The organism is Curvibacter gracilis ATCC BAA-807, from assembly GCF_000518645.1.
Taxonomy (GTDB): Bacteria; Pseudomonadota; Gammaproteobacteria; order Burkholderiales; family Burkholderiaceae_C; genus Curvibacter; species Curvibacter gracilis.
Genome location: NZ_JADZ01000014.1, coordinates 75025 through 100246 on the forward strand (window position 1 = coordinate 75025; position 25222 = coordinate 100246).

Here is a 25222-nt window from a genome sequence, read left to right on the forward strand (position 1 = left end):
GGGCGTGTTCCCCTCGCTGTCGATCTGTTTTTTTGCGTTTGTTTACATATCTTACAAGACGGCACAGATTCGGCAGGGGGCCGGGCCGGCCCGGCCCAGGCGGTTCGGCCCGGCCGGGTAGGGGGGGCGCTCAAGGAGGCTTCGGCTCAGGCGGCAGGCGCTGTGTGGTGCACGGTGGCGCTGGCCAGGGCCAGGGGGCCTTGCAAGGCGTAGCGCAAGGTGGCGTGCCGGGCGCAGGCGGCCACGCGGGCATCGCCGACCCGGATCAGTTCGAGCCTGCCTTGTTCGGCCCATGGGGCGGTGGGGCGCAGGGCCATGTCGGTGAACTCCGTCATGGCGCCGCTCAGCCTGAAGTGGCTCTTGAAAAACGCCTCTTTCGCCGCGAACAACACGGTGGCCAGCCGGTCACGGGCCAGCGGCTGCAGTGAGTGCAGCTGGGCCAACTCGCTGGCGTCAAACAGCATCGGCCACAGCTCGGGGCCCACCCGCCCGCAGTGCTCGGCATCGATACCCAGTCCGGCGCAGGCGCTGGCCGGCGCCACCACGGCCGCGCAATAACCCGTGGTGTGGGTGATGCTGCCGACCCAACCGGCCGGCCACAGCGGCTCGCGATGGGGCCCGCGCAGCAGCGGCACATCGGCCGCCACACCCAAGGCCTGCAGGGCCTGGTGGGCGCAGTGCCGGCCGGCCGCGAACTCGGCGATGCGGGCCGGCACCGCGCCGTGCAGGCTGTCGCGCTCGGCGGGCAGCAGCGCCTGCGGCGATCCGGGCCCGCGCAGCTCGCAGGCGCTGACCGGAAACGCAAACAGCGCCTGGAACAGGCTGGTGCTGCCTTCGGGCGGTCGGGGGAGGGGCGTGTCGTCGACGGGCATCATGGGCTAGACCGCGTTCCCCACCAACCAGGCCTGCCGCGTCAGCCAGCGCCCCAGCTCGTTGTCGTTGCCCAGGCCCAGCTTGGCAAACAGGTGGGCGCGGTGGGTTTCCACCGAGCGGGGGCTGCAGGGGGGCTCCAGTTGGCGGGCGATCTCCTTGTTGGCCCAGCCCAGGCCGACCAGGCGCGCCACCTCGCGTTCGCGCTGGGTCAGGCTGTCCCATTGCTGCAGCGCCTGGGCGCGGGCCTGGGCTTCGGCCAGGGCCGCGGGCAGGCGCTCCAGCAGGCGCCCGGTGTCGGGTTTGACGACCCAGTCGAAGGCGCCCTGGCGCACCGCCTCCAGCGCGGTGGGGATGTCGCCATGGCCTGACAGAAACAGCACCACCAGCGGGCTGCGGCGCTGGCGCAATTGCTCCAGCACGGCCATGCCGCTTTGCCCACCCATGCGCAGGTCCAGGATCACGCAACCGGTCTGGCCAGGGGCCAAGGCCTGCAAGAAGGCCTCGCCCGATTCAAAGCCTTGCACCGGCAGGCCCTGGGCAAACAGCAGCAGCAACAGCGAGCGGCGCACGGCCTCGTCGTCATCAACCAGGAACAGGGTGGGGGTGGTGGGGCTCATGTCGATGCGTGCTCAAGGGAGGGCACCCGTGGTGGGTGCATCAGCGGCAGGGTGAAGAAGAACACGGCGCCGGGCTGGCCATCGCTTCGCTCGCGCACGCCCAACTGGCCGCCATGGGCTTCCACCAGGGTGCGGCAGATGTTCAGGCCCAGGCCCAGGCCATCGGCCTTGGTGCTGAAAAAGGGGTTGAACACCTGTTCGCGCAGGCCCGCCGAGATGCCCGGGCCGTGGTCGGCCACGCACAGCTCCATCAGCTCACCCTGTACCTGGGCGCTCAATTCGATGGCGCGGCGGGCCGCGGGCAGGTGTTCGGTGGCCTGCAGCGCGTTTTGCAGCAGGTTGATCAGCAACTGCTCCAGCAGCAGGCGGTCACCGCGCACCGGGGGCAGGGCGGTCAGGGCCGCCCGGTCCAGCCGCAGCGGGGCGGCGGCCAGCTCGGCCTGCAGCAGGCCTTGCACGCGCTCCACCACCTGGGCCAGATCGCAGGCCTGGTGCTGGCCGCCCTGGGGCCGGATCAGGCCGCGCACGCGCTGCACGATCTCGCCGGCGCGGCGGGCCTGGGCCACGATGTCGCCCAGCGCCGACTGCAGCAGCTCGGGCGGGCCCTGGCGGGCCAGGGCCTGGGCTGCCAGGGCAAAGTTGGACAAGGCCATCAGCGGCTGGTTCAGCTCGTGGGCCAGGGTGGAGGCCATCTCGCCCAGGCTGGCCAGGCGGGCGCTGCGCTGCAGTTGCAGGGCCTGCTCGCGCTGGCGCTGCTCGGCCTGGCGCTGCGCGGTGATGTCCACCACCGAGCTCATCCAGCCCAGGTGTTGGCCCTGCTCGTCGATCAGCGGGGCGGTGTAGACCATGGTGATCACGTCATGCCCGTCGCGGTGCCGGATGCGCGACTCGAAGCCTTGTGGCGCGGCGCGGCCTTGCAGCGCGGCCTCGCTGTCGCGCTGGTGGCGGTCCAGCTCGTCGGGGTGCCAGTAGGGGTAGGGCGGCAGGCAGCCCAGCAGTTCGTCGGCCCGGTAGCCCACCATCTCGCACAGGGCCGGGTTCACGTAGATGATGCGGCCCTCGCGGTTGCGCGCCCGCATGCCCACCAGCAGCGAGTCTTCCATGGCCTTGCGAAAGGCGTGCGCCAGTTGCAGGTCGCGGGTGCGTTCCTGCACGCGCAGCTCCAGCTCCTGCCGGGCCTGGCGCTGCTCGGCAAAGCGGCGCTCGCGCTGCTGCCAGCCCAGGGCGGCCAGCAGCAGCACCGCCGCGCCCAGGGCGGCCAGGGCCAGGGCCTGGCGCCGGGCCAGGGCCACCTCGGCCAGGTCGGTGCTCACGGTCAGGGTCCAGCCCAGCTCGGGCAGGGGCGTGTCCAGGGCCAGCAGCTCGCGCTGGCGCCCGCCCTGGCTCCCTCCCTGGCGTGTGTGCAGACGGTACTCGGCCTGATCGGCCGCGCGCTCCAGCCGCCAGGGCAGGGCCGGGTAGGTCTGGGTCTGCGGCGGGCCGTACTGCTCGTGCCGGGCCAGCCAGGCCAGGTCTTCGGGCGACAGCGGGCGGCTGCTGCGGTACAGCCAGTCGGGCTCGGAGCTCAAGAACACGATGCCGCGGCTGTCCTGCAGCAGCACCGGTGCCGCCACCTTGGCCCAGGCCTGGCTCAGCTCGTCCAGCCCCACCTTGACGGCCACCACGCCTTTCACCACTCCTTGCTGGCGCACCGGCTCGGCAATGAACAGGCCCGGCGCCCCGGTGGTCAGGCCCACGCCATAGAAGGTGTTGCGCACCCCCTGGCTGGCCTGCTCGAAATAGGGCCGCTGACGGTACGACTGGCCCACAAAGCTGCTGGGGGTGGCCCAGTTGCTGGCGGCCACGGCCTGGCCGTTCAGGTCCATCACGTACAGCGCGGCCGAGTCGGTGCGCCCGCGCAGGTCTTCAAAGTAACGGTTCACCTGCTGGCGCCGCTCGGGCAGATCGGGCTGGGCCAGCAGGGCCAGCACCTCGGGGTGGCGGGCCGCCGCATAGGGCAGGTAGTCGTAGCGCTCGGCCACCCCGCGCAGGGCCAGGCTGTACACCTCGGCGGCCTGGTGCAGTTCGGCCGTCTTGGTCTGCAGCTCGCGGCGCTCGGCCCAATGGCCGGCCCCGCCCACGGCCACGGCGGTCAGCAGGGCCAGGCCCAGCCAGGCCAGCGCGTGCGGGCGGGTCAGGCGCTGCAGCTGGGGCTGGATGAGGGGCTGGAGGCGGTGGAGCACGGTGGTCAGGCTGGAGGGGTGGGCGCCAACGATAGCGCGAGCGGTCGTGGCCAGACGCTCGAGCGGTGGTTTCTGCGTAGTTTTACGCAGAACGGTGCCCCGGCGGGCACGGATGCGGTGTGGCGCGGCGATTTTGACAATGGCGTGAAACCCTTTGCATGGAGACAAACCACATGAACGCACCCGCCCGCGGCGCTGCAGCCTCGGCTGCCGCGCCTGAACGCATTGAAGCCCGGCGCCTGCGCGCCATCCTGATCGGCTCGGCCGGCAACCTGGTCGAGTGGTATGACTTCTATACCTACGCGGCCTTCTCGCTGTACTTTGCGAACTCCTTCTTCCCGGCCCAGGACGCCACGGCGCAGATGATGTCCACCGCCGGCATCTTTGCCCTGGGCTTTTTCATCCGGCCGCTGGGCGGTCTGCTGTTTGGCCGCATCGCCGACCGCAGCGGGCGCAAGAACGCCTTGATGGGCTCGGTGCTGCTGATGTGCCTGGGCTCGCTGATCATTGCCTGCGCCCCCACCTATGCGGTGGCCGGGGCCTGGGCGCCCGCGCTGCTGTTGCTGGCGCGCCTGCTGCAGGGCCTGAGCCTGGGCGGCGAATATGGCTCCAGCGCCACCTACCTGTCGGAGATGGCGACCTCCAGGCACCGGGGCTTTTATGCCAGCTTCCAGTACGTGACCCTGATCGGCGGGCAGCTGACGGCGCTGCTGGTCTTGCTGGTGCTGCAGCACCTGTTGCTGAGCGATGCCCAACTGCGTGACTGGGGCTGGCGCATTCCGTTTCTGATCGGTGCCGGCCTGGCCGTGCTGGCCTTGCGCATGCGCAAGGACCTGCATGAAACCGCCTCGTTCGAGGCCAACCGCAGCAAGGCCAAGCCCCTGAGCGGCCTGCGCCAACTGGCCCAGCACCCGCGCGAGGTGTTGCTGGTGATCGGCCTGACCATGGGCGGCACGCTCGCGTTCTACGTTTACACCACTTACATGCAGAAGTTTCTGCGCCTGTCGGTGGGCTTGACAGACAGCCAGACCACCGCCGTGTCGGCCGCCTCGCTGGTGTTTGCCATGTTGCTGCAGCCGATCTACGGCGCGCTGTCCGACCGCGTGGGCCGCCGCCCGCTGTTGGTGGGCTTTGCGTTGCTGGGCACGCTCTTCACGGTGCCGCTGCTGAGCGCCATCCGCCATGCCCAGGGCCCGTGGGAGGCCTTTGGCCTGATCGCCTGCGCCTGGCTGATCGTGTCGGGCTACACCTCGATCAATGCGGTGGTGAAGGCCGAGTTGTTCCCGGCCGCCATCCGCGCCACCGGGGTGGGCGTGCCCTATGCGCTGGCGGTGTCGGTGTTTGGCGGCACGGCCGAGTACGTGGCGCTGTGGTTCAAGCAGGCGGGGCTGGAAAGCGGCTTCTACTGGTATGCCACCGCCGTGATCGCCTGCACGTTGATCGTGTGCTGGTGCATGCGCGACACGCGCAGCACGTCCAAGATCGACGCCGAGAATACGTGAATGCCCCCACGCTCCCTCACTTCGTGTGGTCGCTGCCCCCCATGGGGGCCGCAGCCCGCCTTGGGGCGGCCCGGCGCCGGGCTGAGGCGCTCCGCTGGCCGTATCACCAGGCGTGCAGCGCCGGGTCAGGAAAGCTGCCGTCCTTGACGGCGCGCACATAGGCCTGCAGGGCGGCCTGCACGCTGCCGGCGCCGTCCATGAAGTTGCGCACGAACTTCGGGTTCTTGCCCAGGTTGATGCCCAGCATGTCGTGCATCACCAGCACCTGGCCCGCGGTGTCCGGGCCGGCGCCGATGCCGATGGTGGCGCAGCGCGTCAGCGCGCGGGTCAGCTCGCCGGCCAGGGCGGCCGGCACCATCTCCAGCACCAGCATGCTGGCGCCTGCGGCCTCCAGGGCCAGGGCCTGTTCCTTCAGCAGGGCGGCGCTGTCGCCCCGGCCCTGCACCCGGTAGCCGCCCAGGGCGTGCACGGTCTGCGGGGTCAGGCCCAGGTGGGAGCACACGGGGATGCCGCGTTCCACCATGAAGCGCACCGTCTCGGTGGTCCAGCCACCCCCTTCGAGCTTCACCATGTGGGCGCCGGCCTGCAGCAGGGCCACGGCGCTTTCCAGCGCCTGCTCGCGGCTGCTCTGGTAGCTGCCAAAGGGCAGGTCGCCGATGATCCAGGCCGTGCCCTGCACGCGGCGCAGGCCCCGGGCCACGCTTTCGGTGTGGTAGCACAGGGTGTCCAGGCTCACGCCCACGGTGCTGGGCAGACCCTGGCAGACCATGCCCAGCGAATCCCCCACCAGCAGGCACTCCACCCCGGCGGCATCGGCCATGGCGGCGAAGGTGGCGTCGTAGGCGGTGAGCATGGTGATCTTCTCGCCACGGGCGTGCAGCTCGGCCAGGCGCGGCAGGCTCAGCGGCTTGCGCGTGGCCACGGGCGAGGCCGGGGGCAGGGTGCCGTAGGGCGAGCTCAAGGGGGCGTCGGTGGTGCTCATGGTGTGTCTCCTCAGGGGCTTCTCAGTGGGATCCAGGCAGCACGGTGGGCCGGGCCACGGCGTCGGTCTGCGGGTGGTCGGTGCTGAAGTGCAGGCCCCGGCTCTCCTGGCGCTGCCGCGCCGAGCGCACCATCAGCGCGGCCACCTGGCTCAGGTTGCGCAGCTCCAGCAGGGCGCGGCTGGGCCGGCCCAGGGCCCACAGGCGCTCACTGGCGGCCTGCAGCGGGGCCAGGGCCTCGGCAGCGGCCTGCAGGCTGGCGTCGCTGCGCACGATGCCGACCTGGGCCGACATCAGGGCGCGCAGCTGCTGGCGCAGCGCGGCGGCATCGGCCTCCAGCGCCGGGTCGGGTGGGGTCAGGGCTTGATCAGGCGGGGCGGCAGGGCGGCTGGCAGGCAGGGCCTCGGCCAGCACGTGGTCGGCCGCGGCGCGCGCGAACACCAGGCATTCGAGCAGCGAGTTGCTGGCGAGTCGGTTGGCCCCGTGCAGGCCGGTGCAGGCCACCTCGCCAATGGCCAGCAGGCCCGGCAGGTCGGTGCGTCCGGCCAGGTCGGTCAGCACGCCGCCGCAGGTGTAGTGGGCGGCGGGCACCACCGGGATGGCCTGGCGCGTGATGTCGATGCCCAGGGCAGCGCAGCGTGCCGCGATGTTGGGAAAGTGCTCATGCAAAAAGGCCGGGCTCTGGTGCGAGATGTCGAGTTCGACACAGGGCAGGCCGTGGCGCTTCATCTCGGCGTCGATGGCGCGGGCCACCACGTCGCGCGGGGCCAGTTCGGCGCGCGCGTCGTACTCGGGCATGAAGCGCCGGCCGCCGGCCGCGGCCGGCCGTTTGAGCAGGCCGCCTTCACCGCGCACCGCCTCGCTGATCAGAAAGCCCTGGGCCTCGGGGTGGCACAGGCTGGTGGGGTGGAACTGCACGAACTCCAGGTTGGCCACGCGGCAACCGGCGCGCCAGGCGGCGGCCATGCCGCAGCCGGTGGAGGTGTCGGGGTTGGTGGTGTGGGCAAACACCTGGCCGGCGCCGCCGCTGGCCAGCACGGTGTGCGGGGCCAGCAGGGTGCGGCGCAGGCCGCGGGCGGTGTCCAGCAGTTCCACGCCCAGGCAGCGGCGGGGGCCCCCATCGGGGCTGGGCGGGGCCAGCACCAGTTCGACCAGGCTGTGCTGCTCCAGCACCGTGATGCCCGGGGTTTGGCGCACCACGTCCATCAGGGTGCGCTGCACCGCGGCGCCGGTGGCATCGGCCACGTGGGCGATGCGGCGGGCGCTGTGCCCGCCCTCGCGCGTCAGGTGCAATGCGCCCTGCTCTTCGGTGAAGGGCACGCCCTGGGCCTGCAGCCAGGCCATGGCGGCCGGTGCGCCCTCCACCACGAAGCGCGTGGCGGCCTCGTCGCACAGGCCGGCCCCGGCCACCAGGGTGTCGCGCACATGGTCGTCAAAGCTGTCGTCTTCGGCCAGCACGGCGGCAATGCCGCCCTGGGCCATGCCGCTGGCCCCGGCGTCCAGGGTGCTTTTGCTGATCACCGCCACACGGCGGGTGGGGGCCAGCAGCAGGGCGGCGCACAGGCCGGCCAGGCCGCTGCCGACGATGAGGGTGTCGAATTCGGTCACGGTCAGTGGGGGGAGGGAATGGGGCGGGGCCGGGCCCCGGGGGGAGCGTTCAGGCCGGGGTGTAGGCCAGGCGCACGTAGATCGGGGCAAAGGCCTCGGCCTGGGTGATCTCGATCAGGGTTTCCTTGGCCAGCTCCAGCAGGGCGATGAAGGTGACCACCAGCACGGTGCTGCCTTTTTCGGGTTCGAACAGGTCTTCGAACTCGACGAAGCGGCGGCCCTGCAGGGCGCGCAGCACCTTGCTCATGTACTCGCGCACGCTGAGTTCCTCGCGCGTGATGCGGTGGTGCTGCACCAGGCGGGCGCGTTTGAGGATGTCGCGCCAGGCCTCCTGCAGGTCGACCACGTGCACATCGGGAAAGCGCGGCTGCAGGCTTTGCTCGATGTACACCTGGGCGCGCATGAAGTCGCGCCCGAACTGGGGCAGGGCATTGAGCTTGGCGCCGGCCAGCTTCATCTGCTCGTATTCGAGCAGGCGGCGCACCAGCTCGGCACGCGGGTCTTCGGGCTCCTGCCCTTCGGGGGCGGGCTTGGGCGGCAGCAGCATGCGCGACTTGATCTCGATCAGCATGGCCGCCATCAACAGGTACTCGGCGGCCAGTTCGAGGTTGCGCGTGCGGATCTCGTCCACATACACCAGGTACTGGCGCGTCACCGCCGCCATCGGGATGTCGAGGATGTTGAAGTTCTGCTTGCGGATCAGGTACAGCAGCAGGTCCAGCGGGCCTTCGAAGGCCTCCAGAAAGACCTCCAGCGCATCGGGCGGGATGTACAGGTCGGTCGGCATGGCGAACAGCGGTTCGCCATACAGGCGGGCCACGGCCACGTGATCGACCACGCTCGGCATCGCCGCGCCTTCGGGGGTACCGTCAGGGGCAGGCGGGAGCAGCGCCGTGTCGGCGCCTGGGCTGGGCTTCATGGGGGTTGGGGGCAGGCGCAGGCCGGAGGGTGGGGCGCCGGGCCGGGGCCTCAGTGGCCGCTTTGGTAGACGTAGGGCTTTTGCGGCACGCGGGCCTGCTTGAAGCCGGCCTGGGCTTCGCGGTCTTGCTCGCGGTCCCACAGCAGGCCGCGGCCCGCTTGTTGCTGGGCGTCCAGTTCGGGCTTGGCGGCCTTGAGCTGTTCGATGAACTGGGTGGCGTCAGAGGTGTAGTGAGGGCGGGCGAAGATCGACATGTTGCAAGTCCTTTGGGGCGCGATTTTAGCGGCCTCGGGCGGCCGGGCTCTCAAAGCCCGGGGCTGCTGTCGTTTTGGGCCTGTGCTTCGGCCTGCGCTGCTGCCAGTTCGGCGCTCAGCCCCGAGCGCCGGGCCAGGTCGTGCGGCTGGGGCTGCAGCCCTTCCAGGTGCAGGGTGCCGCCGTGCTGGCGCACCACCCGGTGCAACTGGCGCAGGGCATCGACCCCGGTCGAGTCGAGGGCGATGAGCTGATGTGCCTCCAGCACCACGCGGGTGCCGGGCGGGGCCTGCTCCACCGCACTCACCAGGCGGTCGATGCGGTCCACCGCGCCAAAGAACAGGGCGCCATAGAGCTGAAAGCGCAGCTCCGACCCCTGGCCGGGCAGGGGCGCCACGCTGAACAGCGAGCTCATGCGCCGGATGAACAGGGCGCAGGCCAGCAGCAGCCCCACCTCGATGGCCACCGTCAGGTCGAACACCACGGTGAGCACAAAGGTGCCCAGCATCACCAGGCGGTAGTGGCCGGAGTAGTGCTTGAGGTCGGCGAACTCGTGCCATTCCCCCATGTTCCAGGCCACGAACAGCAGGATGCCGGCCAGCACGGGCAGCGGAATCAGCAGCGCCAGCGGCGCCGCCAGCAGCACGATCAGCGCCAGCGTGGCGGCATGCACCAGGCCCGAGACCGGCGAGCTGGCACCCGAGCGGATGTTGGTCACGGTGCGGGCGATGGTGCCGGTGGCCGGCATGCCGCCGAACAGGGGCGTGACGAAGTTGGCCACGCCCTGGGCCATCAGCTCCTGGTTGGGGTCGTGGCGCGGGGTGTTGCTGATCTGGTCGGCCACCCGGGCGCACAGCAGCGACTCGACCGCCCCCAGCAGCGCAATCGTGAGCGTGGGGTTGAGCAGGTGCTTGGCGGTCTCCCAGCTGAAATCGGGCAGGGCCAGTTCCGGCAGGCCGGCCGGGATGCTGCCGAAGCGGCTGCCGATGGTCTCCACCTGCAGGCCCAGCACCCAGGCCAGCAGCGTGAGGGTGACCAGGGCCACCACCGGGCCGGGCAGGCGCGACGTCACGCGCCAGGCGCGGCGCATGCCGGGGATGTCGTCCAGGGTGGCCTGGAAGCGGTGCTTGCGCCCCCACAGCCAGGGCCAGGCGAACAGGCCCACCACACAGCACAGGCCCAGGCCGAAGGCGGCCGGGTTGAAGCTGCCCCGGTGCAGCCACAGCGTGTTCAGCTGCGAAAAGAAATCGGCTGGCATGCGCGGCACCTGCAGGCCCAGCCAGTCTTTCATCTGCGACAGGGCGATCAGCACGGCAATGCCGTTGGTGAAGCCGACCACGATGGTCACCGGCACATAGCGCACCAGCGTGCCCAGGCGCAGCAAGCCCATCAGGAACAGCAGCACGCCCGCCAGGCTGGTGGAAATCAGCAGATTGGCCAGGCCGTGGCGCTCGATGATGCCGTACACCACCACGATGAAAGCCCCCGCCGGCCCACCGATCTGCACATTGGAGCCCCCCAGCAGTGAGATCAGAAAGCCCGCGATGATGGCGGTCCACAGGCCCGCCTCGGGCTTCATGCCCGAGGCAATCGCGAAGGCCATGGCCAGCGGCAGGGCCACGATGCCCACCGTGACCCCGGCGCCGGCATCGCGCCAGAAACGGACGCGGCTGTAATCGCGGCAGGTGTCGAGCAGGCGGGGGTGGAAACGGGCAAGGGCGTGAGGCAGGTGCATTGGCTCGGATTCTGGTCCCCGCTGGCGCCGGCGTCCACATCACCCAGATCGGGGATGTCCCGGTGCTTGCAAAATTGTTACATTGTGTATATGGGAACGTTCATCGCATCGTGGGCGGTGTCGATCGGTGTCTGTGCCGGCCGGCGCTGGCGGGGCTGGCTGTTGGGGCTGGGCCTGCTGCTGGCCTTGCCCTTGAAGGCTCAGACGCCGCAGCCGGCCCCGCCCGTGCCCTGGAACGGCCTGACCCCGCCGGCCTGGCATCTGGCCGATGGGGGGGGCGCTCAGACACCGGCCCGCGTGATGGGCCGTTTCGCCGCTGGCGAAGGGGCCGTGGCCCAGCCGGGTGAACGCGCCCCGCTGCGCCCGGCAGGCGTGCACTGGCTGGCCATCGATCTGCCCCCGGTCCAGGCGCCGCGTGAGGTGGTGCTGGAGGTCCCGATGGCCGACGTGCAGCGCCTGGTCTTCCATGCCCCCCTGTCCGATGAGCGCTGGTCCACCGCCGAAGCCGGCGCCTTGCTGCCGGTGGCCCATTGGCCTCTGGCCCATCTGTCTCCCGCGTTTGCCTGGACGGTGCAACCCGGACAGAACCGTGTCTACCTGAGCATCGAAGGCCGCAGGCCGGTCGAACTGGCCTGGCGCCTGTGGGATCGCTCGGCCTTTGAACGCCATGCCCAGACCCTGCACATGCTGTGGGGCGCCACCCTGGGCGGACTGGGCTTGCTGGTGGTGTTGTCGTTGGTGCAGGCCCTGCAATACAGAAACAGCCTGCCTTTGTTTTTTGCGGGCACCTGCCTGGCACTGGCGGTGACTGCTGCCGCCCAGGGGGGCTTGGGCGCCGAATACCTGTGGCCTGACCGAGGCGGCTGGAGCGAGCGCATGTTCGAAGCCTGGCAGTCGCTGGCGCAAGGCTTTGGCCTGCTGTTCATCAGTCGGCTGGTGCGCAGCGCGCTGGCCCCGCGCTGGCGCAGTGCCAGCCTGGTGTTGGGGTTGCTGGGCCTGGTGCTGGGCGTGGTGGCCCTGTCGGGCCTGGCGCTCGGTTCGGTGGCGGCCGGCTATGGGGCCCTGGTCTGGCTCGCCGGCTGCGGCGTGGCATGGCGTGCTGTTCTGCGTGAGCGCTGCCTGGGGGCCATGCTGGCGGGGGGGTGGCTGTTGCTGGGCCCCTGGCAGTGGGTCAGCGTGTTGCGCGCCACGGTCTGGACCTTGCCTTGGGAATCGGTCTTGCTGCGCTGGGCACCGACGGGCCTGGCCCTGTCGCTGTGCCTGCTGGGGTTGGCGCTGGCCTGGCGTTGCCGCCTGCAGCGCGACCAGGGGGTGCAACGCCAGGCGCTCAAGCGCATCGACTCCCTGACCGGCCTGTCGAGCGAGCATGTGGTGCTGGAGCGCCTGGATCACCTGATCCTGCGCCAGCATCGCCAGCACCGGCTGGGGTCGGTCATGCGCATCCGCATCGGCAACCTGCAGGCGATCTTCCGTGAGGCCGGTGTGCCGGCGCTCGATGCCGCCACCTTGCAGGCCAGCCAGTGCATCTCCCAGGTGGTGCGGCGCAGCGGCGACACCCTGGCGCGCCTGGGCAACGGCGATTTCGTGCTGCTGATGGAGGGCGATTTCAAGCCCCAGGGGGTGCTGGATCTGGCCCAGACCATCATTGCGCGCGGCCTGGCGCATCCGGGTCGCCTGCCCGGCGGGGCCACCTTGCGGCTGCAGGTGGCCTGCACGGCGGGGCTTTTTCCGGGCTGTGATGCCCAGGCGCTGTTGCAACGCCTGGGGGGCCTGCTCGACGCGATGAACGCCACCGCCAGCGGGCGCGCCCTGCAACTGCTGCAGCCGGGGCAGGACCCGGCGGCCGATGCGGGGCGGTCTGCCACGGGCCCCGCACCTTTGAGCTGGAGCGACCAGCTCACCACCTCGCCACGGGCCTAGCAGACCCGTCTTGCGAGGGCTCAGCGCACCCGCATGCCGGGCGTGGCGCCGGGCCAGGGGTTGAGCACGTAGATGCCGGGCTGGGCCTTCTCGTCGCCATGGCTGGCGGCCAGCACCATGCCTTCGCTGATACCGAACTTCATCTTGCGCGGCGCCAGATTGGCCACCATCACCGTGTGCTTGCCGATCAGGTCTTCGGGCTTGTAGGCGCTGGCGATGCCGCTGAAGACATTGCGGTGCTTGCCTTCGCCCACATCGAGCGTCAGCCGCAGCAGCTTGGTCGAGCCTTCCACCGGCTCGCAGTTGACGATCAGCGCGATGCGCAGGTCGATCTTGGCGAAATCATCGATGCCGATGGTGGGCGCCAGTTCCTCGCCGCCGGGCACGGTGGCTTCGGGCTCGGGGGCGGCGGGGGGCTCGAACAGGGCGTCGAGTTGCTTCACATCGACGCGCTGCATCAGGTGCTTGTACTCCTGGATGCGGTGGCCGGCGCCAAGCAAGGTGCGGGCGCTGTCGAAGGTGAAGGGGCCCACCTGCAAAAAGGCCTCGACCTGGGTGGCCAGTGCCGGCAGCACGGGCTTGAGCAGGATGCTCAGCAGGCGGAAGGCCTCGATGCAGGCGCTGCACACGTCCTGCAGGCGGGCCTCCATGCCTTCTTGCTTGGCCAGTTCCCAGGGCTTGTTCTGGTCCACGTACTCGTTGACGCGGTCGGCCAGCAGCATGATCTCGCGCAGGGCCTTGCCGTAGTCGCGTTCTGCCAGCAGTTCGGCCACGCCCGGGGCGGCGTCCTGCAGGTGGCTCAGCAGGGCGTCACCGTCGGCCGACACGGCCGCCAGCTGGCCGCCAAAGCGCTTGTGGATGAAGCCGGCCGCGCGCGAGGCGATGTTGACGAACTTGCCGATCAGGTCGGAGTTGACCCGGGCCATGAAGTCGTCCGGGTTGAAGTCGATGTCTTCGTTGCGCGCGCTGAGCTTGGCCGCCAGGTAGTAGCGCAGCCACTCGGGGTTCATGCCCAGGCTCAGGTACTTGAGCGGGTCCAGGCCGGTGCCGCGGCTCTTGCTCATCTTCTCGCCGTTGTTCACGGTGAGGAAGCCGTGCACAAACACCGAGTCCGGCGTCTTGCGACCGCTGAACTTCAGCATCGCGGGCCAGAACAGGGTGTGGAAGGTGACGATGTCCTTGCCGATGAAGTGGAACTGCTCCAGCGCCGGGTCGGCCATGTAGGCGGCGTAGTCTTCACCGCGCTTGTCGAGCAGGTTCTTCAGCGAGGCCAGGTAGCCCACCGGGGCGTCCAGCCACACATAGAAGTACTTGCCGGGCGCGCCGGGGATCTCGATGCCGAAGTAGGGCGCATCGCGGCTGATGTCCCAGTCGCCCAGGCCTTCGCTGGTGGTGCCGTCGGGGTTGGTTCGCACGGTGAACCACTCCTTGACCTTGTTGGCCACCTCGGGCTGCAGCCGGCCGTCCTGGGTCCACTCTTCGAGAAAGGCCACGCAGCGCGGGTCGGACAGCTGGAAGAAGAAATGCTCCGAGCTTTTGAGCACCGGCTTGGCGCCCGACAGGGCCGAGAAGGGCTCGATCAGGTCGGTCGGGGCGTACACCGCGCCGCACACCTCGCAGTTGTCGCCGTACTGGTCCTTGGCGTGGCACTTGGGGCACTCGCCCTTGATGAAGCGGTCCGGCAGGAACATGTTCTTCTCGGGGTCGAAGAACTGCTCGATCACGCGGGTCTCGATCAGGCCGGCGGCCTTCAGATCGAGGTAGATCTGCTGCGCCAGTTGGTGGTTTTCGGGGGCATCGGTGCTGTGCCAGTTGTCGAAGGCGATGTGAAAGCCATCGAGGTAGGGCTTGCGGCCGGCGGCGATGTCGGCCACGAACTGCTGCGGCGTCTTGCCGGCTTTTTCGGCGGCGATCATGATCGGCGCGCCATGGGTGTCGTCGGCGCCCACAAAGTTGACCTGGTGGCCCAGCATGCGCTGCACCCGGACCCAGATGTCGGCCTGGATGTATTCCATGATGTGGCCGATGTGGAAATTGCCGTTGGCGTACGGCAGGGCGGTGGTGACGAATAGCTTGCGTTGGGCAGACATGGTGTTCTTCGGTTTCGGGCGAATCCTTGATTTTAGAAGCGGATGGCGTCTCAGGGCGGATCGGCTTGTCTGCGTCAGGGAAGCCCTGGCAACCGCAGGGCTGCAGCGATGCTGGCTAAACTAGCCGGTTTCGCATTCCGACCCTTAAAAAGAGCCCCTCATGCCCACGACCGAAGCCCTTCTGCAGGCCCTGCAAACCGTTGTCGACCCCCACACCGGCCAGGATTTCGTCTCCACCAAGGCCTTGAAGAACCTCAAGGTCGAGGGCGGCAAGGTGTCCTTCGACATCGAGCTGGGCTACCCGGCGCGCACCTTCATCCCCACCCTGACTGCCTCGCTGGACGCGGCCGCCCGCAGCGTGGCGGGCGTCACCGAGGTGCAGGCCAACGTGCGCAGCAAGGTGGTGGCCCACGCGGTGCAGCGCGGCGTGCCGCTGCTGCCCGAGGTGCGCAACATCATCGCCGTGGCCTCGGGCAAGGGCGGGGTGGGCAAGAGCACCACGGCGGCCAACCTGGCGCTGGCGCTGGCCGCCGAAGGCGCCCGCGTGGGCCTGCTGGACGCCGACATCTACGGTCCCAGCCAGCCCATGATGATGGGCATCGAGGGTCGCCCGGCCAGCACCGATGGCAAGACCATGGAGCCCATGCTCAAGCACGGTGTGCAGGTGATGTCGATCGGTTTCCTGGTGGCGCAGGACGAAGCCATGATCTGGCGCGGCCCCATGGCCACCCAGGCGCTGGAGCAGCTGCTGCGCCAGACCAACTGGAAAGACCTGGACTACCTGATCGTCGACATGCCCCCGGGCACGGGCGACATCCAGCTCACCCTGTCGCAGCGCGTGCCCATGACCGGCGCCGTGGTGGTGACCACGCCGCAGGACATCGCCCTGCTCGACGCCCGCAAGGGCATCAAGATGTTCGAGAAGGTGGGCGTGCCCATCCTGGGCATCGTCGAGAACATGGCCGTGCACGTGTGCAGCAACTGCGGTCATGTGGAGCACATCTTCGGCGCCGATGGCGGCCAGCGCATGGCCGCCGACTACAAGATGGACTACCTGGGCGGGCTGCCGCTGGACATCAACATCCGCCTGCAGGCCGACAGTGGCAACCCCACCGTGGTGGCCGCCCCCGACAGCGAGGTGGCCGGCCTGTACAAGACCGTGGCCCGCAAGGTGGCGCTGAAAGTGGCCCAGCAGGCCAAGGATTTCTCGTCCAAGTTCCCGACCATCACCGTCAGCCAGGGCACCTGAGCCCCGCCGTCAGCCGCCCGCGCCATGAACATCCTGGCCTCGCTGCGCTACCTGGTGTCGCTGAGCGAGCACCAGCACTTCGGCCGGGCTGCCCAGGCCTGCCACATCACCCAGCCCGCGCTGTCGAATGCGCTGCGCGCACTCGAGGCCGAGTTCGGCGTGGTCATCGTCAAGCGGGCGCGCCAGTACGCGGGCTTCACCCCCGAGGGCGAGCGCGTGCTGGTGACGGCGCAGCGCATGCTGCGCGAGCACGAACTGCTGCAGCAGGACCTGGCCAGCGAGGCTGACCAGCCGCGCGGGCGCCTGCGCATCGGCGCCGTGCCCACGGCCATTCCCATCGTGGCGCGCTTTGCGGCCTGGCTGCAGGCGCGCCACCCGGGCATCCGCCCGGCCGTGCTGTCGCTGTCCTCGCCCGAGATCGAAAACGGCCTGGATGCCCTGACCCTGGACCTGGGCCTGGGCTACACCGACCGCCTGGGCCAGCAGTCGGGGGTGCGGGTGCTGCCGCAGTACAGCGAGCAGTATTTTCTGGTGCGCCGGGACCGCCAGCCCGCCGTGGCGGGCAGTGTGGGCATGCGCCGTGGCGAGCCCATGCGCTGGGTCGAGGCTGCGGCCCAGCCCCTGTGCCTGCTCACGCCCGAGATGCACAACCGCAGCATCGTGGACAGCGCCTTTGCGCTGGCCGGCGCCGAGGTCACGCCCGTGATCGAGACCAACTCCATCCTCACCCTGTCGCTCAGCGTGGTGGCGGGCGAGGTCTGCAGCGTGCTGCCCGGGGCCCTGGTCGGCGCTGCCCTGGGCTATGCCGAGCTGGAGGCCCACCCCTTGGTCAGCCCCGAGGTGCGCACCCCCATCGGCTTCATGCTGACCCAGGCCGAACGCCCTTCGCGCGCCCTGGCCGCCGCCCTGGCGCTGGCCCAGGACCCGGCCTGGCTGGCCCATGCCGCGGCGCACAGCGGGGCGCTGGGGACTTGAGGGGGCGCTTGGCTTGGTGGGGCAAGCGCCAAATCAACCGCCAACCTAACCGCCAAATCGAGCCGCTGTTTTGTCGTGAGGTTTTTCTCAAGTCTTTGATTTGATGTTGTTTTTTTGAGTGCGGCAGTGCATTGGCACAACCGCCAAAGCAAGCGCCAAAGCAAGCGGCATCAGCAGCGCGCATTCAACCGCCAACAACCCCCATGGCGAATCAGAACGGGCCGTGCGATGGCCCTAGACTCCAGCCCTCCTTGATTCAATCTTTGAATCAAGGCATGTCCCGATTCAATTTGACCGCACCGCCCCCCAGCCCAGACACTGCGGCCCGGCACAACGCCAGGCCACGACCTGAGCGGCGCCGGGGCGGAAAACACACATCCCTTTCCTCCTCACCACAACAATGGAGACAGACACATGGCAGGTTTTCTTGACAAGGAACGCATCATTGCCGGGCCCGGTTTCAACCGATGGCTGGTGCCGCCGGCGGCGCTCGCGATCCACCTCTGCATCGGCATGGCCTATGGCTTTTCGGTGTTCTGGCTCCCGCTGTCCAAGGCCTTGGGCATCAAGGAGAGCGTGAAGTGCGGCCCCGAGGTGGGCTTTTTTGCCGAGATGTTCACCACCAGTTGCGACTGGAAGATTTCGACCCTGGGCTGGATGTACACCCTGTTCTTTGTCTTTCTGGGCTGTTCGGCCGCGCTGTGGGGCGGCTGGCTGGAGCGCGCCGGCCCGCGCAAGGCGGGCGTGGTGTCGGCCCTGTGCTGGTGTGGCGGCATGCTGTTCTCGGCCCTGGGCATCCACCTGCACCAGTTCTGGATGATGCTGCTCGGCTCGGGCGTGATCGGGGGCATCGGGCTGGGCCTGGGCTACATCTCGCCCGTGTCCACGCTGATCAAGTGGTTCCCGGACCGGCGCGGCATGGCCACCGGCATGGCCATCATGGGGTTTGGCGGCGGCGCCATGATCGGCTCGCCGCTGGCGGCCGACCTGATGAAGGTGTTTGCCAGCCCCGAGAGCGTGGGCGTGATGCCCACCTTCATCGTGATGGCGCTGATCTATTTCCTCTTCATGATGGCCGGTGCCCTGGGCTACCGCGTGCCCGCCACCGGCTGGCAGCCCGAGGGCTGGACGCCCCCGGCCATCCACGCCTCCAACACCATGATCACGCAGCGCCATGTGCACGTGAAGAACGCCTTCAAGATCCCGCAGTTCTGGCTGGTGTGGATGGTGCTGTGCATGAACGTGAGCGCCGGCATCGGCGTGATCGGCATGGCCTCGCCCATGCTGCAGGAGGTGTTTGGCGGTTCGCTGATCGGTGTGGCGGCCAAGTACGGTGAGCTCGACAAGACCCAGCTGGCCGCGATCGCCGGTGTGGCGGCCGGCTTCACCGCGCTGCTGAGCCTGTTCAACATCGGCGGCCGCTTCTTCTGGGCCAGCCTGTCCGACAAGCTCGGGCGCAAGATGACCTATGTGGTGTTCTTCGTGCTCGGCGGGGTGCTGTACTTCGGCGTGCCGGGCAGCGCCGCCGCCGGCAGCACCGTGCTGTTCGTGGGGGCCTTCTGCATCATCCTGAGCATGTACGGCGGCGGCTTTGCCACCGTGCCGGCCTACCTGGCCGACCTGTTCGGCACCCAGTTTGTCGGCGCCATCCATGGTCGCCTGCTGACGGCCTGGGCCACGGCCGGCATCCTGGGCCCGGTGGTGGTGAACTACATGCGCGAGTACCAGCTGGGCCTGGGCATTGCGCGCGAGCAGGTCTACAACCAGACCATGTACATCCTGGTCGGCATGCTGGTGATCGGCCTGATCTGCAACCTGCTGGTGCGCCCCGTGGCCGACAAATGGTTCATGAGCGACGCCGAGTTGGCCGAAGAGAAGCGCCTGGCCCACGAGAAGGCGGCCTCGGCCAACACCACCGGCACCAGCAACGGGCGCCCCGACAGCGTGAGCCCCGCCGTGGTGGCCCTGGCCTGGGCGGCCGTGGGCATTCCGCTGGCCTGGGGCGTGTACCGCACCCTGCTGAGCGTGCTCAAGCTGTTCGGCTGACCCGCACGCCATCGACACAACACCACAAGAGGACCCCATGAGCACCCCCCACGCCTCAGATCCCGCAGCCAGCCCGGACGCTGCGGCACCGAAAGCCGCACTGCAGATCGTGCAGCAGGCGGTTGACGAACTGGCCCACCTGCCCGGCGCCCTGCTGCCCATCCTGCACGCGGTGCAAGACCGCCTGGGCTATGTGCCCGAGGCCGGCGTGCCCCTGGTGGCCCAGGCGCTCAACCTGTCGCGCGCCGAGGTGCATGGGGTGCTCAGCTACTACCACCACTTCCGCAGCAGCCCGCCCGGGCGCCATGTGGTGCAGGTGTGCCGGGCCGAGGCCTGCCAGTCGCGCGGTGCCGAGGCCTTGTGGGCCCATGCCTGCAGCCGCCTGGGCTGCGCCGACAGCGATCACGGTGCCACCAACGCCGACGCCAGCGTGACCCTGCTGCCCGTGTACTGCCTGGGCCTGTGCGCCTCGTCCCCCGCCATCGCGGTGGACGATCGGGTGCATGCCCGGGTCAGCCTGCCGCGTTTCGACCAGCTGGTGGCGCCCTTGCAAACCCAGGAGGCCTGAGCCATGACTGCCAAGACCCGTGTTTTCGTGCCGCGTGATTCCGCCGCCCTGGCCGTGGGGGCCGACGAGGTGGCCCAGGCCCTGCAGGCCGCCGCTGGCGACAGCATCGAGCTGGTGCGCAACGGCTCGCGCGGCCTGTTCTGGCTGGAGCCGCTGGTCGAGGTGCAAACCCCCGCCGGCCGCGTGGCCTACGGCCCGGTGAGCCCCGAAGACGTGCCCGCCCTGCTGGCCGCCGGCCTGCTGCAGGGCGGTGAGCACGCGCTGCGTCAGGGCATCACCGAACAGATTCCCTACCTGGCGCTGCAAGAGCGCCTCACCTTCCGCCGCATGGGCGTGACCGACCCGCTGAGCCTGGCCGACTACGAGGCCCATGAGGGCTGGGCCGGCCTGCGCCGCGCCCTGGCCATGGACAGCGCCGCCATCATCCACGAGCTGACCCATTCGGGCCTGCGCGGGCGCGGCGGGGCGGCCTTTCCGGCTGGCATCAAGTGGAAGACCGTGGCCCATGCCCAGGCCGCGCAGAAGTACATCGTCTGCAATGCCGACGAGGGCGACTCGGGGACCTACTCGGACCGCATGACCATGGAGGGTGACCCCTATGTGTTGATCGAGGGCATGACCATTGCCGCCCTGGCCGTGGGGGCCACCCAGGGCTACATCTATGTGCGCTCCGAGTACCCGCATGCCGTGGCCACGCTGAACGAGGCCTTGGCGCGGGCCAAGGCCGCCGGCTTCATCGGCGACTCGGTGCTGGGCAGCGGACACGCCTTCCACCTGCATGTGCGCATGGGCGCCGGCGCCTATGTGTGCGGCGAAGAGACGGCGCTGCTCGAAAGCCTGGAGGGCCGGCGCGGCATCGTGCGTGCCAAGCCCCCGCTGCCGGCCTTGAAGGGGCTGTTCGGCCAGCCCACGGTGATCAACAACGTGATCACCTTCGCCTCGGCCCCCATCATCCTGGCGCGCGGCTCGCAGTTCTACCGCGACTACGGCGTGGGCCGTTCGCACGGCACGCTGCCGTTCCAGCTCGCCGGCAACATCCGGCACGGCGGCCTGGTCGAGAAGGCCTTTGGCCTGACCCTGCGCGAGCTGGTCTATGGCTTTGGTGGCGGCACGGCCTCGGGCCGGCCCATCAAGGCCATCCAGGTGGGGGGCCCGCTGGGCGCCTATGTGCCTGAAGACAAATGGGATGTGCCCCTGGACTACGAGGCCTATGCCGCCTTTGGCGGTGTGGTGGGCCATGGCGGCATCGTGGTGCACGACGACACGGCCAACCTGGCCCGCCTGGCCCGTTACGCGATGGATTTCTGCGCCCTCGAATCGTGTGGCAAGTGCACGCCCTGCCGCATCGGCTCGACCCGCGGCGTGGAGGTGATCGACCGCATCACCGCCGGTGGCCCGCAACAGCCGCAGCAGGTCAAGCTGCTGCGCGACCTGTGCGACACCATGCTGCATGGCTCGCTGTGCGCCATGGGCGGCATGACGCCCTACCCGGTGCTGTCGGCCCTCAACCACTACCCGCAGGACTTCGGACTCGCCGTGCCTGCTGCGCCGCAAACCCAAGCCACTCAAGCCGCCTGAGGAGTTCAACATGCTGGCTCATCTGAAAGAAACCGATCACGGCACCCCGCTGCGCGTGTCGGAGCGCGAAGTCACCCTGGAGATCGACGGGGTCGCCGTCTCGGTGCCCGAAGGCACCTCGCTGATGCGGGCCGCGGTGGACGCCGGGGTGCGCGTGCCCAAGCTCTGTGCCACCGACAGCCTGGAGCCCTTCGGCTCGTGCCGGCTGTGCCTGGTCGAGGTGGAGGGCCGCAAGGGCTTTCCGGCCTCGTGCACCACCCCGGCCGAGGCCGGCATGAAGGTGCGCACCCAGAGCCCGCGCCTGCAGGAGCTGCGCAAGGGCGTGATGGAGCTGTACATCTCCGACCACCCGCTGGACTGCCTGACCTGCTCGGCCAATGGCAACTGCGAGCTGCAGGACATGGCCGGCGTCACCGGCCTGCGCGAGGTGCGCTACGGCCTGGACGGCGCCAACCACTTCCGTGGCGACAGCAAGCCCGCGGTGGACGACTCCAACCCCTATTTCAGCTACGACGCCAGCAAGTGCATCGTCTGCAACCGCTGCGTGCGCGCCTGCGAGGAGACCCAGGGCACGTTTGCGCTGACCATCCAGGGCCGGGGCTTCGAGTCGCGCGTCTCGCCGGGCCAGGGGCAGTCGTTCATGGAATCCGAGTGCGTGAGCTGCGGCGCCTGTGTCGAGGCCTGCCCCACCGCCACGCTGCAAGAGAAATCCATCATCCAGCTCGGCCAGCCCGAGCACAGCACGATCACCACCTGCGCCTATTGCGGCGTGGGCTGCGCCTTCAAGGCCGAGATGAAGGGCAACGAGGTGGTGCGCATGGTGCCCTGGAAGGATGGCAAGGCCAACGAAGGCCATGCCTGCGTCAAGGGCCGCTTTGCCTGGGGCTATGCCACCCACAAAGACCGCATCACCACGCCCATGATCCGCAAGAGCATCGCCGACCCCTGGCAGGAGGTCAGCTGGGACGAGGCCATCGGCTACGCGGCCAGCGAGTTCCGCCGCATCCAGGCCGAGCACGGGCGCGATTCGATCGGCGGCATCACCTCGTCGCGCTGCACCAATGAAGAGACCTACCTGGTGCAGAAGCTGATCCGTGCGGCCTTCGGCAACAACAACGTCGACACCTGCGCCCGCGTCTGCCATTCGCCCACCGGCTACGGTCTGGGCCAGACCTACGGCACCTCGGCCGGCACCCAGACCTTCAAGTCGGTCGAGAAGGCCGACGTGATCCTGGTCATCGGCGCCAACCCCACCGATGCCCACCCGGTGTTCGGCTCGCGCATGAAGAAGCGCCTGCGTGAGGGCGCCCAACTGATCGTGATCGACCCGCGCCGCATCGACCTGGTGAAGTCGCCCCACATCCGCGCCGCCCACCACCTGCAGCTGCGCCCGGGCACCAATGTGGCCGTGATCAGCGCCATGGCCCATGTGATCGTCACCGAGGGCCTGCTGGACGAGGCCTACATCGCCGAGCGCTGCGACGACAAGTCCTTCCGCGAGTGGCGCGAGTTCGTGGCCCGGCCCGACAACTCGCCCGAGGCCATGGAGGCCGTGAGCGGCGTGCCGGCGGCCGAGCTGCGCGCCGCTGCCCGCCTGTATGCCACCGGCAACAGCGAAGGCCGCCAGAGCGCTCGCCAGGTCAATGCCGCCATCTACTACGGCCTGGGCGTGACCGAACACGCCCAAGGCTCGACCATGGTGATGGGCATCGCCAACCTGGCCATGGCCACCGGCAACGTGGGGCGCGAAGGCGTGGGCGTGAACCCGCTGCGCGGCCAGAACAATGTGCAGGGCAGCTGTGACATGGGCAGCTTCCCGCACGAGCTGCCGGGCTACCGCCACATCAGCGACAGCACCACGCGCAGCCTGTTCGAGTCGGCCTGGGGGGTGACGCTGAACCCCGAGCCGGGCCTGCGCATCCCGAACATGTTCGAGGCCGCCCAGCAGGGCAGCTTCCTGGGTCTGTACTGCGAGGGCGAGGACATCGTGCAGAGCGACCCCAACACCCAGCACGTGATCGACTCGCTCAAGGCCATGCAGTGCGTGGTGGTGCAGGACATCTTCCTCAACGAAACCGCCCAGTACGCGCATGTGTTCCTGCCGGGCTCGTCCTTCCTCGAAAAAGACGGCACCTTCACCAATGCCGAGCGCCGCATCTCGCGGGTGCGCAAGGTGATGCCGCCCAAGGCCGGCTATGCCGACTGGGAGGTGACCCAGAAGCTGGCCAACGCCCTGGGCTACCCGATGAACTACGCGCACCCCGAAGAGATCATGCGCGAGATCGCGGCGCTCACGCCCAGCTTTGCCGGCGTCAGCTACGACAAGATCGAGCGCCTGGGCAGCGTGCAGTGGCCCTGCAACGACAGCACCGACGAGGCTGGCACGGCCATCATGCACGTGGACCGCTTCGTGCGCGGCAAGGGCCGTTTCATCATCACCCAGTACGTGCCCACCGACGAGAAGGTGACCCGCAAGTACCCGCTGCTGCTGACCACCGGGCGCATCCTGTCGCAGTACAACGTGGGGGCCCAGACCCGACGCACCGCCAACAACCAGTGGCACGACGAAGACCGGCTCGAGATCCACCCGCACGACGCCGAGGAGCGCGGCATCCGCCACGGCGACTGGGTGGGCATCCAGAGCCGCGCCGGTGAGACCGTGCTGCGCGCCACCGTCACCGAGCGCGTGGCCCCTGGCGTGGTCTACACCACCTTCCACTTCCCCGAATCGGGGGCCAATGTGATCACCACCGACAGCAGCGACTGGGCCACCAACTGCCCCGAGTACAAGGTGACGGCGGTGAATGTGATGCCGGTGCAGCAGCCCGATCACCAGTCCGAGCCCCAGTCGGCGTGGCAGCGCAGCTATGCTCAGTTCCATGAAACCCAGCTCGAACTGCTGCACGCCGCCAGCCAGGGCGAATGAGTCCGCTCCGATCGCCTTGACCGCCATGAAGCCCGACGACGTCCCCCCCCAGCCCACCGGCTGCACCCCCGTGCCGGTGCGCCGCTGGCGCCAGGGCCGATGGCACGAAGCCCAGGACCTGGTGGCCCAGGAGCGCCCCGTGGCGCTCGAGTACAACGGCCTGTCGCATGCCGTGATGCTGGCCACGCCGGACGACCTGGCCGACTTTGCACTGGGCTTCTCGCTCACCGAAGGCCTGGTGGACCGGGCCGATCAGGTGTACGGCATCGACATCGACGACAGCCCGGCCGGCCTCACCCTGCGCATCGAAGTGGCCTCGGCCTGCTTTGTCCGCTTCAAGGACCAGCGGCGCAGCCTGGCCGGCCGCACCGGCTGCGGCCTGTGCGGTGCCGAGAACCTGGCCCAGGCCGTGCGCCAGGTGAAGCCGGTGGCCGGCACGGCCCGTTTCAGCCCCCAGGCCCTGAGCCGGGGCATGGGCCAGCTGCGCGCCCACCAGCCCCTGCTGGGCGCCACTGGCGCCACCCATGCCGCCGGCTGGTGCAATGCCTCGGGGCAGCTGCAGCTGGCGCGCGAAGACGTGGGCCGGCACAACGCGCTCGACAAACTCATCGGGGCCCTGCTGCGCCCCGGCCAGCCCTTGCAGGCCCAGGCGGGCAGCGGCTTCATCGTGGTCACCAGCCGCGCCAGCCATGAGATGGCGCAAAAGGCGGCGGCCGCCGGTGTGCCGCTGCTGGCGGCGGTGTCGGGCGTGACCGAGCTGGCCGTGCACACCGCCGACGCGGCCGGCCTGAGCCTGCTGGGCTTTGCCCGCGGCGATGATTTTTCCATCTACACCCATGCCCAGCGCGTGATCCTTGAGGCCTGAGCCATGAGCACCGATCTGCACACCCAGAACCTGATCCAGATGGCCAACCGCATCGGCCAGTTCTTCGAGTCCATGCCCGACCGCGCCGAGGCCCTGGCCGGCGCCGCCGAGCACATCCGCAAGTTCTGGGAGCCGCGCATGCGCGCTCAATTTCTGCAGCAACTTGACGCCGAGGCCGGCCAGGCCCTGCACCCCTTCATGCGCGAGGCCGTGATGGCCCACCATGCGCGCCTCAGCGAGGCCTTGCCGCCCGCCCGCTGATTGCCGTTCGGCGGTGTGATTTGACCGCTGGGGGGA

Annotated in this window: 19 protein-coding genes; 10 read left to right on the top strand and 9 right to left on the bottom strand. The window is 69.3% G+C overall.

Translation table 11 applies throughout. The features are described 5' to 3' along the window. Nucleotides 1-146: 146 nt before the first annotated feature. From L880_RS34385 to L880_RS0112430, 3 genes are read right to left on the bottom strand one after another with little or no spacing between them, the layout of a single operon-like run. Entirely contained in the window at nucleotides 147-875 is a 729-nt protein-coding gene (locus tag L880_RS34385) for a 4'-phosphopantetheinyl transferase family protein (protein ID WP_051443272.1), read from the bottom strand. A 3-nt stretch (nucleotides 876-878) separates the two neighbouring features. Then, on the bottom strand, nucleotides 879-1490 hold the full coding sequence (locus L880_RS0112425; protein ID WP_027475951.1) for a response regulator transcription factor: 612 nt from the start codon (nucleotides 1488-1490) through the stop codon (nucleotides 879-881). Continuing rightward, entirely contained in the window at nucleotides 1487-3712 is a 2226-nt protein-coding gene (locus L880_RS0112430) for a PAS domain S-box protein (protein WP_245615127.1), read from the bottom strand. The genes L880_RS0112425 and L880_RS0112430 overlap by 4 nt, the downstream gene beginning before the upstream one ends. A gap of 173 nt (nucleotides 3713-3885) precedes the next feature. Here L880_RS0112430 and L880_RS32320 point away from each other — a divergent pair, with 173 nt between their 5' ends. After that, complete coding sequence (locus tag L880_RS32320) at nucleotides 3886-5214, top strand: MFS transporter (protein ID WP_043329350.1); 1329 nt, start codon at nucleotides 3886-3888, stop codon at nucleotides 5212-5214. Between the two features lie 103 nt (nucleotides 5215-5317). Here the strand turns inward: L880_RS32320 and panB are convergent, their stop codons facing one another. From panB to L880_RS0112465, 5 genes are read right to left on the bottom strand one after another with little or no spacing between them, the layout of a single operon-like run. Next, complete coding sequence (panB, locus tag L880_RS0112445; protein ID WP_027475954.1) at nucleotides 5318-6196, bottom strand: 3-methyl-2-oxobutanoate hydroxymethyltransferase; 879 nt, start codon at nucleotides 6194-6196, stop codon at nucleotides 5318-5320. A gap of 22 nt (nucleotides 6197-6218) precedes the next feature. Further along, nucleotides 6219-7808, bottom strand: a complete 1590-nt coding sequence (nadB, locus tag L880_RS0112450) for an L-aspartate oxidase (protein ID WP_027475955.1) — start codon at nucleotides 7806-7808, stop codon at nucleotides 6219-6221. A gap of 43 nt (nucleotides 7809-7851) precedes the next feature. After that, nucleotides 7852-8721 carry a segregation and condensation protein A gene (locus tag L880_RS0112455; protein ID WP_425389180.1) on the bottom strand — a complete coding sequence of 290 codons (870 nt, stop codon included), beginning with the start codon at nucleotides 8719-8721 and terminating at the stop codon, nucleotides 7852-7854. A 50-nt stretch (nucleotides 8722-8771) separates the two neighbouring features. Beyond that, entirely contained in the window at nucleotides 8772-8975 is a 204-nt protein-coding gene (locus L880_RS0112460) for a DUF3460 family protein (protein WP_027475957.1), read from the bottom strand. A 50-nt stretch (nucleotides 8976-9025) separates the two neighbouring features. Then, complete coding sequence (locus L880_RS0112465; protein ID WP_027475958.1) at nucleotides 9026-10708, bottom strand: SulP family inorganic anion transporter; 1683 nt, start codon at nucleotides 10706-10708, stop codon at nucleotides 9026-9028. Nucleotides 10709-10798: 90 nt separating this feature from the next. On the opposite strand from L880_RS0112465, the gene L880_RS0112470 reads away from it, so the two are divergent. Continuing rightward, nucleotides 10799-12628 (top strand): 7TM diverse intracellular signaling domain-containing protein, encoded by a 1830-nt coding sequence (locus L880_RS0112470; protein WP_027475959.1) that lies wholly within the window; start codon nucleotides 10799-10801, stop codon nucleotides 12626-12628. A 20-nt stretch (nucleotides 12629-12648) separates the two neighbouring features. Here L880_RS0112470 and metG read toward each other — a convergent pair whose 3' ends face one another. After that, nucleotides 12649-14718 carry a methionine--tRNA ligase gene (gene metG, locus L880_RS0112475; RefSeq protein ID WP_027475960.1) on the bottom strand — a complete coding sequence of 690 codons (2070 nt, stop codon included), beginning with the start codon at nucleotides 14716-14718 and terminating at the stop codon, nucleotides 12649-12651. Between the two features lie 160 nt (nucleotides 14719-14878). Between metG and apbC the strand changes: the two genes are divergently transcribed. The 8 genes from apbC (at nucleotide 14879) to L880_RS0112515 (ending at nucleotide 25186) form a co-directional block, all read left to right on the top strand. Next, nucleotides 14879-15967 carry an iron-sulfur cluster carrier protein ApbC gene (gene apbC, locus L880_RS0112480; RefSeq protein WP_027475961.1) on the top strand — a complete coding sequence of 363 codons (1089 nt, stop codon included), beginning with the start codon at nucleotides 14879-14881 and terminating at the stop codon, nucleotides 15965-15967. A gap of 24 nt (nucleotides 15968-15991) precedes the next feature. Continuing rightward, the gene (locus tag L880_RS0112485; protein WP_027475962.1) at nucleotides 15992-16942 is read left to right on the top strand and encodes a LysR family transcriptional regulator; all 951 of its coding nucleotides are present in this window, start codon (nucleotides 15992-15994) and stop codon (nucleotides 16940-16942) included. Between the two features lie 414 nt (nucleotides 16943-17356). Further along, nucleotides 17357-18988 (top strand): OFA family MFS transporter, encoded by a 1632-nt coding sequence (locus L880_RS0112490; protein WP_027475963.1) that lies wholly within the window; start codon nucleotides 17357-17359, stop codon nucleotides 18986-18988. 37 nt (nucleotides 18989-19025) lie between these two features. Next, nucleotides 19026-19556 carry a formate dehydrogenase subunit gamma gene (locus tag L880_RS0112495; RefSeq protein WP_027475964.1) on the top strand — a complete coding sequence of 177 codons (531 nt, stop codon included), beginning with the start codon at nucleotides 19026-19028 and terminating at the stop codon, nucleotides 19554-19556. A gap of 3 nt (nucleotides 19557-19559) precedes the next feature. After that, entirely contained in the window at nucleotides 19560-21134 is a 1575-nt protein-coding gene (locus L880_RS0112500; RefSeq protein WP_027475965.1) for a formate dehydrogenase beta subunit, read from the top strand. Between the two features lie 10 nt (nucleotides 21135-21144). Beyond that, complete coding sequence (gene fdhF / locus L880_RS0112505) at nucleotides 21145-24060, top strand: formate dehydrogenase subunit alpha (protein WP_027475966.1); 2916 nt, start codon at nucleotides 21145-21147, stop codon at nucleotides 24058-24060. A 25-nt stretch (nucleotides 24061-24085) separates the two neighbouring features. Continuing rightward, nucleotides 24086-24925 (top strand): formate dehydrogenase accessory sulfurtransferase FdhD, encoded by an 840-nt coding sequence (gene fdhD / locus L880_RS0112510; RefSeq protein ID WP_027475967.1) that lies wholly within the window; start codon nucleotides 24086-24088, stop codon nucleotides 24923-24925. A 15-nt stretch (nucleotides 24926-24940) separates the two neighbouring features. Beyond that, nucleotides 24941-25186, top strand: a complete 246-nt coding sequence (locus L880_RS0112515) for a formate dehydrogenase subunit delta (RefSeq protein ID WP_027475968.1) — start codon at nucleotides 24941-24943, stop codon at nucleotides 25184-25186. Nucleotides 25187-25222 lie beyond the last annotated feature (36 nt).